Origin of the sequence: Geminocystis sp. GBBB08 (genome assembly GCF_016743215.1) — a bacterium.
GTDB lineage: Bacteria > Cyanobacteriota > Cyanobacteriia > Cyanobacteriales > Cyanobacteriaceae > Geminocystis.
The window spans coordinates 19,368-28,661 of record NZ_VRZC01000034.1 but is presented as its reverse complement, the minus strand read 5'-3'; the positions used below and the strand labels follow the sequence as shown (position 1 = coordinate 28,661).

The 9,294-nt window shown below is 34.4% G+C and carries 9 protein-coding genes and 1 pseudogene; 5 read left to right on the top strand and 5 right to left on the bottom strand.

From position 1 onward, the window contains the following. Positions 1 to 182 precede the first annotated feature (182 nt). Positions 183 to 809, bottom strand: coding sequence for a DUF3782 domain-containing protein (locus FWJ34_RS06705; RefSeq protein WP_308254551.1), 627 nt, complete (start codon positions 807 to 809; stop codon positions 183 to 185). A 730-nt stretch (positions 810 to 1,539) separates the two neighbouring features. Here FWJ34_RS06705 and FWJ34_RS06700 point away from each other — a divergent pair. From FWJ34_RS06700 to FWJ34_RS06690, 3 genes and pseudogenes are all read left to right on the top strand, one after another. Beyond that, positions 1,540 to 3,057, top strand: coding sequence for an ammonium transporter (locus tag FWJ34_RS06700; RefSeq protein WP_308254553.1), 1,518 nt, complete (start codon positions 1,540 to 1,542; stop codon positions 3,055 to 3,057). Between the two features lie 97 nt (positions 3,058 to 3,154). Beyond that, a complete protein-coding gene (cruG, locus tag FWJ34_RS06695) occupies positions 3,155 to 4,327 on the top strand; it encodes a 2'-O-glycosyltransferase CruG (protein WP_308254550.1) in 1,173 nt (390 codons plus the stop codon). A 23-nt stretch (positions 4,328 to 4,350) separates the two neighbouring features. Continuing rightward, positions 4,351 to 4,968 (top strand): annotated as a pseudogene (locus FWJ34_RS06690) (7-carboxy-7-deazaguanine synthase QueE). Positions 4,969 to 5,175: 207 nt separating this feature from the next. Here FWJ34_RS06690 and fba read toward each other — a convergent pair. The 4 genes from fba to FWJ34_RS06670 all read right to left on the bottom strand — a co-directional run bounded on the left by fba (position 5,176) and on the right by FWJ34_RS06670 (position 8,326). Next, positions 5,176 to 6,255 (bottom strand): class II fructose-bisphosphate aldolase, encoded by a 1,080-nt coding sequence (gene fba / locus FWJ34_RS06685; RefSeq protein ID WP_308254549.1) that lies wholly within the window; start codon positions 6,253 to 6,255, stop codon positions 5,176 to 5,178. A 566-nt stretch (positions 6,256 to 6,821) separates the two neighbouring features. Continuing rightward, a complete protein-coding gene (locus FWJ34_RS06680; protein WP_308254548.1) occupies positions 6,822 to 7,316 on the bottom strand; it encodes a Spy/CpxP family protein refolding chaperone in 495 nt (164 codons plus the stop codon). 45 nt (positions 7,317 to 7,361) lie between these two features. Continuing rightward, positions 7,362 to 7,730 carry a hypothetical protein gene (locus tag FWJ34_RS06675; RefSeq protein WP_308254547.1) on the bottom strand — a complete coding sequence of 123 codons (369 nt, stop codon included), beginning with the start codon at positions 7,728 to 7,730 and terminating at the stop codon, positions 7,362 to 7,364. After that, complete coding sequence (locus FWJ34_RS06670; protein WP_308254546.1) at positions 7,727 to 8,326, bottom strand: sigma-70 family RNA polymerase sigma factor; 600 nt, start codon at positions 8,324 to 8,326, stop codon at positions 7,727 to 7,729. Before FWJ34_RS06670 ends, FWJ34_RS06675 begins: the two co-directional genes overlap by 4 nt. Positions 8,327 to 8,459: 133 nt before the next feature. On the opposite strand from FWJ34_RS06670, the gene FWJ34_RS06665 reads away from it, so the two are divergent. Further along, positions 8,460 to 8,744 carry a BrnT family toxin gene (locus FWJ34_RS06665; RefSeq protein WP_308254545.1) on the top strand — a complete coding sequence of 95 codons (285 nt, stop codon included), beginning with the start codon at positions 8,460 to 8,462 and terminating at the stop codon, positions 8,742 to 8,744. After that, positions 8,741 to 9,013, top strand: coding sequence for a CopG family antitoxin (locus tag FWJ34_RS06660; RefSeq protein ID WP_308254544.1), 273 nt, complete (start codon positions 8,741 to 8,743; stop codon positions 9,011 to 9,013). Before FWJ34_RS06665 ends, FWJ34_RS06660 begins: the two co-directional genes overlap by 4 nt. Positions 9,014 to 9,294: the final 281 nt, after the last annotated feature.

The following is a 9,294-nucleotide window of genomic DNA, read 5'->3' as shown; positions in this document are numbered from 1 at the left end:
TAGCCTTGACTAATGCCGATCTTGTCGTGGTGTAACCCAAAAAAAATGGTGGGGTGTGCATCGCCCTAGATTACTGTTTTATGACAGAGCAATCCCATTGGTTTTGTTTTCCGATATAATCGTAACAAATAAAAGCGATCAAACCCTCTTGTAACAAAGCAATACCCCACAATCGATCTTTCTTACCAAACTCTGGGTTTAAACTTACTATCATTTAAAATAACTACATTTTCCCCTGATTGAGCTAAGACATATAAACCCTTACGATAAGCATAATTACCAATATGCTCTGGTACAATCATCCCGGCTACCGCTCCTAAAGCATTCACATCTCGATAACGAGGCATTAATTCCTTAAATTTACCTAACCTCTCCAAATGCTCATCCACATCCCCTTGAGAAAGTTTACTTTTCACTTCCACTAAAATTGCTTCCGTTTCGTTAACTACTAACAAATCAATCTGTAAACCACCCGTCGCCCTTTTTACCGACACATCTGGGAGAAACTCATGAACATCAATGCCTTTTTCTTGAAATAATCGCACTACAGCAGGACGCACTTGCCATTCAACAAACTCCCCTAAACGATTACCTAATTTACCGATTTGCTCATCGGTTTTTTTACTTTGTTGTTTCAGTAGTCTTTCTGTTTCTCGAAAACGTCGATCAGTTTCGGCAAAACGTTCTTTTATTTCCTGAAAACCTCGATCAGTTTCTTGAGCTTGTTCCTTCAGTAATTGTTCTGTCTCTTTTTGAGCCTCGATTAACTCTTTTAATAATTGCCAAACTTCTTCGGAGGTGGTAGTCATAATCAATGATCTTCAAAAATACTTACATTTACATTATAGAACCTATTTGATATTTACGCCTGTAACCCAAATAACAAAAGGCTTTGACGAGATTAAAGTATTTCTTCTGAAATCATTATTATGTAACCATTCTAAAAAAGATACCAAATGGGTTCTATAGCAATCCTAAATCAGTTGTCAAATATTTTATAGTACAAATAAATTATTAAATGCTTATGAAACAAGGGGTTTAAACCCTTTGCCTTGAAATTTGTCATGTTGATTTTGCCACGAATCATTTAAGATTGCTATATTTCTGTCTCTGCCAATAAAACTTGATGATGAAGAGGAAAAATATTGATGCTGAAATTAACTTTTCTTAACTTTAATTAAATTTTTTAGGAAAATAACTAACCATAAATAGCTATTTTTTTCTCATTATACTTATGCCACAAACTATAAGATAAAGAATAAATAAGAGAAAATAAAAAGATAAATAGACGATTTAATCATAAGAATTGATTTCTTGTTTATGGTTGATAAATATCTATTGCCATACTTTTGAGTTCCATAGTTAATTCTTAATTATTCTTTGTTATGGTCTATTAATCATGGATTATTGTATTTTTAGATACAGAAAATCTTCAGTAAAACAGATCAATATTTAACAGTTAATTGAAGACTTAAGTCATTAAATCCTCAATTCTTATGTAGTTTAGGATGAAAAACATACCAATAAAAATCAATGGTGATGATCTCAAAAACAACAAAGAAAAAAACTTCTAGGTCACAAATCCAAGATAGTTTTATACTTAATTCTATAGCTCGTGTTAAAAATTTATTCTCTCCTTATCAGTTAGCCTGTATTCCTTTAACTGCTCTTATTTTTGTAGTATGGAATATGGCAGCAAATGCTCAGGGTTTTGGACAACCTGAAGATGTCGGACAACTTAAAATTATTTTAGATTCTGTATTTTTATTGATTACAGGAACTTTAGTTGTCTTCATGAACGCTGGTTTTGCAATGTTAGAAACTGGTTTTTGCCGCCAAAAAAATGCTGTTAACGTCTTAGCAAAAAACCTCATCGTATTTGCCATTGCTTCCATCGTTTATTGGGCCATAGGCTATGGTTTAATGTACGGTAATGGTAATGGTTTTATCGGTTTAGATGGTTTTTTCTTTCATGGTAGTAGTCTTCCCTACAGTGACTCAGAAGCCTTTGAAATAGCCAAAAAAGTTGTTGACGGGCAAGAAGTTGAGGTAAAAACCTTGACAAAAGTACCTGAATCAATTTCTTTCTTTTTCCAATTAGCTTTCTCCGCAACCGCCGCCACTATCGTATCTGGTGCAGTAGCTGAAAGAATCCGTTTTGATGCCTTTTTAATCTTCAGTGTTTTATTAGTAGGTATCGCTTACCCCATTACAGGACATTGGATTTGGGATGGTGGTTGGTTAGCGGAGATGGGATTTAAAGATTTTGCCGGGTCAACAGTAGTTCACTCCGTTGGCGGTTGGGCAGCATTAATGGGGGCTGCAATTTTAGGTCCTCGTCAAGGTAAATATAGCAACGATGGTACAGTCCACGCTATACCAGGTCATAATATGAGTATTGCTACTCTGGGATGTTTAATTCTTTGGATTGGCTGGTTTGGTTTTAACCCCGGTTCGGAATTAGCCGCTACTGGTAATATTCCTTATATTGCTTTAACAACAAACCTTGCCGCCGCCGCTGGTGGTCTTACTGCTACGGCTACTTCTTGGATTAAAGATAGTAAACCTGATTTATCGATGATTATTAACGGTGTATTAGCCGGTTTAGTGGGAATTACTGCTGGTTGTGCTGATGTAACCTATATTGGTGCCGTTATTATTGGAGCCATCGCCGGAGTAATTGTGGTTTTTGCCGTAGGATTTTTTGATCAGGTGTTAAAAATAGATGATCCCGTAGGTGCAACTTCTGTACATTTAGTTTGTGGAGTTTGGGGAACTTTAGCAGTCGGTATTTTTAGTACTAATGGTCATAGTTTTTTTACCCAATTAATCGGTGTTTTAACCGTTGGTGGTTTCACCGTTGTCATGAGTACTATTTTCTGGTATGCCATTAAATTTACTATTGGCATTAGAGTTCATCCAGAAGAAGAAGTCAAAGGTTTAGATATTTCTGAACATGGCATGGAAGCCTATAGTGGATTTGTCAAAGAAGCTGACATTCTTGCAGGTGGTTTTTCTAGCACCATCGGTGAAGTTAGTTCCGGACTCGAAATGTAATTAGGAATCAGGAATCAGGAATCAGGAATAGGGATTTTTTTGCTTTAGGGAGGGGTTTCCGTTTAAAATTTACTTAATATAGTCTTAATTTAACGGAATGACCATAATTGCAATTATTTGCTTTATTTTTTTATTATTTCAAACTGTTTGTTTTTTTATTCTTCTTAGTCGCTTATTTCGAGGTGCAACTCGTTTTCCTCCTTTAAAATCTCAATTCCCTCATCCTTCTCTTTTAGGTAAAGTTAGCGTAGTTGTGCCCACTCTAAATGAAGTCGATCGTCTCGATAAAATGTTAGAAGGCATTACCCGTCAAAGCTATGAAGTCAAAGAGATTTTAATAGTTGATAGTAACTCCCAAGATGGTACAAGGGTAAAAGTCATAAAAGCCTCACAAAAAGATCCCCGTATTCGTCTAATTACAGATCCTCCTTTACCCACTAATTGGGTAGGCAGACCTTGGGCATTACATAATGGTTTTCTAAGTAGTTCAAAAAGTAGTGAATGGATTTTAGGCATAGATGCCGATACCCAACCCCAAAAAGGGTTAATTCCTAGCTTGTTAAATTTTGCCAATACTCATAATTATGATGTGGTTTCCCTTTCCCCTCAATTTATCCTTAAATATGTCGGAGAATGGTGGTTACAACCAGCTTTATTAATGACTTTAATTTATCGTTTCGAGTCTTCGGGAGTTGATGCTAAAAGTCCAGAAACTGTCATGGCAAATGGACAATGTTTTTTAATTAAACGTAAAGTTTTAGAAGCGGTAAATGGTTATAGTAGTGCTTCTAACTCTTTTTGTGATGATGTGACTTTAGCTCGTTATATTGCTAGTAAAGGTTATAAAGTTGGCTTTGCTGATGGCGCAAACATTATCAAAGTGAGAATGTATGAAGGTTTCCTCGAAACATGGAAAGAATGGGGGCGATCGCTTGATCTCAAAGATGCCACTTCTAAGGTAGGGTTATGGGCAGAATGTGGCTTTTTAATGTTAATTCAGGCTTTACCGTTACCTATTATTATCATAGGCTTTCTATTCTGCTCTGAGCTTAATTTTCTCAGTTTTTACTTATTGTTTACTTTAAATTGTATTTTATTATTAATTCGTTTTGCCTTGTTAATTGCCATTGCACCTTCCTATCAATTCACGAAATCAGCAAGAGAATTATTCTTTTTCTTGTCACCCCTAGCCGATATTTTAGCAGTATTGAGAATTTTCTTATCAGCCATCAAAAAACCCCGTCAATGGCGAGGAAGAATCTATAATTAAAGATGTTTATTAATTAAGTAAAAATGGAGAATCAACTAAATTTAGATTATCAATATCCCGTTGTCGAAATGTTCCATTCTATTCAAGGAGAAGGTTTTTATAGTGGAGAAAATTCCTTTTTTATTCGTTTAGCAGGGTGTGATGTTTATTGCCCTTGGTGTGATCAAAAAGAAACTTGGTCAATAAAAAAATATCCTTTATTAACAGTAGAAAATATTAAAAATAAACTAACTAATATTAACACCAAACATATTATTATTACCGGCGGTGAACCTTTATTACATGATTTATTACCTTTAACCAAAACTCTCAAAAATTTAGGCTATAAAACTCATTTATAAACATCAGGATCCCATCTTTTTACCGGTGAATTTGATTTGGTAACTTTTTCCCCTAAAACCTATAAAAAACCCCATGAAACTATCTATAATTATGTCAATGAATTAAAGGTAGTAATTAATGATGAAAACGATTTAATTTGGGCAGAATCTGAAGCTAAAAAACTACCCATTAATACTCTTAAATATTTACAACCCCAATGGGAAAATCCTGATAGTCAAGAGTTAATTTTTAACTATATTCTTCATCATCATCAATGGCGTTTAAGTTTGCAAACTCATAAATTTATAGGGGTTAGATAGTAGTTTTCCCAATTCTATTATGAGGGTAGGAATTATAAAACTTATTCTGTTATGAAAAGTTAATAAATTTTGATACACTGGCATAACAAACTTGGTAGAACCAAAAAATCAAGGCTATTTACTTATTATCTAACTTTAACTAAAGTGACAAAAAACCCCACCTTTTAACGGGTAGGGCTTTGATTTTTAAAGATTTTTAACTATAGTTTATACAGCTACGGTTTTTTTACTACTAGAGCTTAATTCACCTTTAGCATATTTTTTCGCAAAATCATCAAGGCTTACTTGTTTAATTTTACTAGCATTTCCTGCTGTCCAAAATTGTTGATAACGCTCTAAACATACTTGTTTCATATATTTAATAGAGGGTTTCAAAAAGTGACGAGGATCGAAGTTAGAAGGATCTTTGAAAGCTGCTTCACGAATGGCTGCTGTAATAGCTAAACGGTTATCAGTGTCAATGTTTACTTTCCGAACACCGCTCTTAATTCCTTTTTGGATTTCTTCTACGGGTACACCATAGGTTTCAGGTATATTACCACCATATTTATTGATCAAATCTAACCATTCTTGAGGTACAGAAGAAGAACCGTGCATTACTAAGTGAGTATTAGGTAATTTAGCATGGATTTCTTCAATACGACTGATAGCTAGAATTTCCCCAGTGGGTTTACGAGTAAATTTATAAGCACCGTGACTTGTACCGATGGCTACGGCTAAAGCATCTACTTGAGTTCTTTCTACAAATTCTACCGCTTCATCAGGATCAGTTAAAAGCTGAGAATGATCTAGTTTACCTTCAAAACCGTGACCATCTTCTGCTTCACCCATACCAGTTTCCAGAGAACCTAAACAGCCTAATTCACCTTCAACACTAGCACCTACAGAGTGAGCTACTTTAACTACTTCTGCGGTAACGTTAACATTATATTCAAAGGTTGCAGGGCTTTTAGCATCTTCTTGTAATGAACCGTCCATCATAACGCTAGTAAAACCGTTACGAATAGCAGAGTAACAAGTAGCAGGACTATTACCATGATCTTGGTGCATAGCAATGGGAATATGAGGATAAGTTTCTGCTGCCGCTAAAATCAGATGACGGAGGAAATTTTCCCCAGCATAACTACGAGCGCCACGAGATGCTTGTAAAATTACGGGGCTATCAGTTTCATTAGCCGCATCCATAATGGATAAAATCTGCTCTAAGTTATTAACGTTAAATGCAGGGATACCATAATCATGTTCGGCTGCGTGATCTAATAGTAACCTCATGGGAACTAAAGCCATAAATACCCTCCTTTATCTTTTTTTTATTTAATTTAATATTTTCTTTGTTAAGAATCTTAACTCATTATGGTTCAATATTGGGATTTTTTTTGTCTTTCTTAAGTTGACACTCACAAGTTAATTTCTGTTTGAGAGGGAAAGTAATCAGTAATCAGTAATCAGTAATGGGTAACAAGGGGTTTAAAACCCTTGGCTATATTTGACAACTCCTCTGCCGTCATGCGAGAGGATTCAAGCGTTCACCGAATGATGCCTTTCAAAAGTGAACTTTTTACTTGGTCTTACTCTTTCTCCACAAGCTGTAGCGATATGCCCTACCGCCAAATACTACAGACGTTTACTTGAAATTGGCTTGGTTTTTGCCTTTTATTGTCCGTAACCACATCGAAGGATGTTTTTTTAATTATAGCTCACTAATTCCCTGAAGGGCAGGGTTTTAGACCCACGATTTTTTGATAATTAATTTTGTCTATCCCACTTTAAAATAAATTTCAAAGCTAATAGCTGACGTTATCTAAAGATAACTAAATTTCTCTTTTCTCTTCCTAATTCCTCATTTCTCATTTTTAATTACTTCTTTTTTCTCTCCAATTAGCTCTTCTTTCTTCCATATTTTGGGAAAATTGTTGACGTTGTTGAGGAGTTAAGACTTCTCTTGTTTCTAACATACTCTCAAATCGTAAATTATTCATTTGTTGCTGTAAAGCTGATATTTTCTGATGTTGAGCTCTCAAGTTATTTTGAGATTCATTATTTTGCATCATAGTTGACATTTTTTCTCTTTCTATGCGCATTTGTTCTCGAATACTGGTCATTTGTGGCTCAAATTTAGTCCGAATAGATTCTATTCGTTGTTTTTGTTCGGCACTAAGATTTAGTTTTTCCATTAATTTATCTCCTTTATTTTCGCCTCTTTGTTTTGTAGGGCTGGTGTTTTGAGCGATTTCTGTGGTTGAATTAATAGAATTAAAAATGGGTTTTTCCGCAGCAACGGCATTGAAACTAATACCCATAGTGGTTAAGGTGATGAAAGTGAGAAGGTAATTAATTTTACTTTTCATGATGTGATTTTCTCCTAATATGGTAAAAATTGATTGATTAAAACTTTAAAATTCGCCATTAATATTGGCTGTGTGAGATTCTGGATCTTGTGCCATTGAGCCATACCAACTGTTAACCAAAAAAGTTTCTAAGTTTTCCGTTTCCGAAGCCATTTGAGTTGCTGGTTTCAGATTGATGTTGAAAAAATAACTGCCTATGATTAATAAAGTAGTTATCAACGTTCCCGAAAAGAATAAACTCTTCTGAATTAACTTGATAGATGTTTTTTGCGGCTCAGAAGATTCATTAGCGATCACTTTGAAAATGAACTCTTCACAAGATTTAGTTTCTGGGGGAGTATTGGGGTAATAAGTTTTTAAAAAACCCACTAATTCTTCATCGTCAAATGAATTATCAGAAGTTGTTTTGTTCATAAATTAACTCCTTGTTGTTCTAAAAATTGACGTAAAATTTGTCTTGCTCTAAATAATCTTGATTTCACCGTACCCACAGGAATAGATAAAATTTCGGCAATGTCTTTTTGAGGTAAATCTTCTAAATCATGTAATACAATCACCGCACGATGTTCAAGACTAATATTTTGCAATGCTAACTCTATCAATTCTTGATAATGCAAATGTAATAAATCTGTTTGAGGGTGATTGGTTGATTCACCTAAATCGGTGTGCAAAGATTCTTTGACTTTATCAAGATGAGCCTGTTGACGATGACGATCGCGCTTAAGAGCTAAAACATGATCAGAAGCGACATTCCAACAAATACGATAAAGCCAAGTAGAAAAATATTTTGCTTCTCGTAACTTAGGCAATGCTTTCCACGTTTTTAAAAATACCTCCTGTTGTAAATCGTCAAGTAATTCGCTGCCGCATAACTTATATAAAGTAGCCCTAACTTTGTGTTGATACCGTTGGTATAGTAAACGAAAGGAATTTTGATCGCCCTTTTGGCATTTTCGCACTAAATCCAAATCAGTAATCTCTGCATTATTATTCGCTCTTGACTTGATCATCTTTATTTTTTGCTGTAGTCATATCTTTAGACGGTGAAGGGAAGTAAAAAGGTTCATTTTCAAAAAATCGATCGCCATAAACTTATAAAACCTACCTTAACTATTATAATACGATTACCAAAACCCAAAATATATGTATTATAAGGTCATAAAATGGAATCAGGACAAAAATAAGCTATTAATAAAAGAGAGAGGAATTTCATTTGAAGCGGTTTTAGCCAATATCGCTCAGGGGAATGTTTTAGACGATTATATTCATCCTAATCAAGAAAAATACCCCAATCAACGACTAATGATCGTCAAAATACAAAATTATTGTTTTCTAATCCCTTATGTAGAGACAGAGACAGAAATTTTCTTGAAAACGATTATTCCTTCTCGAAAAGCCACAAAACAATATTTAGGTAAAGATTCATGAATATATTAGATCAAGATGAACAAAATTTGTTAGAGTCCTTTGAAAATGAAGAATGGCAGTCAGTCGGAGATGCTCAACGTCTTCAACAAATAAAAAGTTATGCTAAGGCTACTCTTGCACAGGATAAAAAAATTACATTAAGATTATCTTCTCTTGATTTAGAGGCGATTCAAACAAGAGCAATCGAGGAAGGAATACCCTATCAAACTCTAATTTCTAGTGTTTTACATAAATTTGTCACGGGGAGATTAATAGAATCTCAAGATTAACAGATCAATTATTAACCTAGCTAGATTTTCTAACACCTTCATTATTTGAGTTTTGAGATAAGGAAAATCCTTGCAAATAAAATAAACAATAGACAACTCCAACCAAGTCAGACAAGAGGCAAAAGATATTGATTTAGACGATTTGAATATTAAAAGGGAAGGGGGAAAAGTAATAAGAATAGATTTTAAAACTCCTAAAATGGATTTTTCCCGGTTTATTTTATTAGTATTATTGTACTGGTGCAAGATCTGAGTTCAAAAAATCGCTCGCCATAAACTTA

Excerpts from the sequence above, each read along its gene's own strand:
- FWJ34_RS06675 (WP_308254547.1), bottom strand. The coding sequence starts at position 7,730 with ATGAACAAAACAACTTCTGATAATTCATTTGACGATGAAGAATTAGTG.
- cruG (WP_308254550.1), top strand. The coding sequence starts at position 3,155 with ATGACCATAATTGCAATTATTTGCTTTATTTTTTTATTATTTCAAACT.
- fba (WP_308254549.1), bottom strand. The coding sequence starts at position 6,255 with ATGGCTTTAGTTCCCATGAGGTTACTATTAGATCACGCAGCCGAACAT.
- FWJ34_RS06705 (WP_308254551.1), bottom strand. The coding sequence starts at position 809 with ATGACTACCACCTCCGAAGAAGTTTGGCAATTATTAAAAGAGTTAATC.
- FWJ34_RS06660 (WP_308254544.1), top strand. The coding sequence starts at position 8,741 with ATGAATATATTAGATCAAGATGAACAAAATTTGTTAGAGTCCTTTGAA.
- FWJ34_RS06670 (WP_308254546.1), bottom strand. The coding sequence starts at position 8,326 with ATGATCAAGTCAAGAGCGAATAATAATGCAGAGATTACTGATTTGGAT.
- FWJ34_RS06680 (WP_308254548.1), bottom strand. The coding sequence starts at position 7,316 with ATGAAAAGTAAAATTAATTACCTTCTCACTTTCATCACCTTAACCACT.
- FWJ34_RS06665 (WP_308254545.1), top strand. The coding sequence starts at position 8,460 with ATGTATTATAAGGTCATAAAATGGAATCAGGACAAAAATAAGCTATTA.
- FWJ34_RS06700 (WP_308254553.1), top strand. The coding sequence starts at position 1,540 with ATGATCTCAAAAACAACAAAGAAAAAAACTTCTAGGTCACAAATCCAA.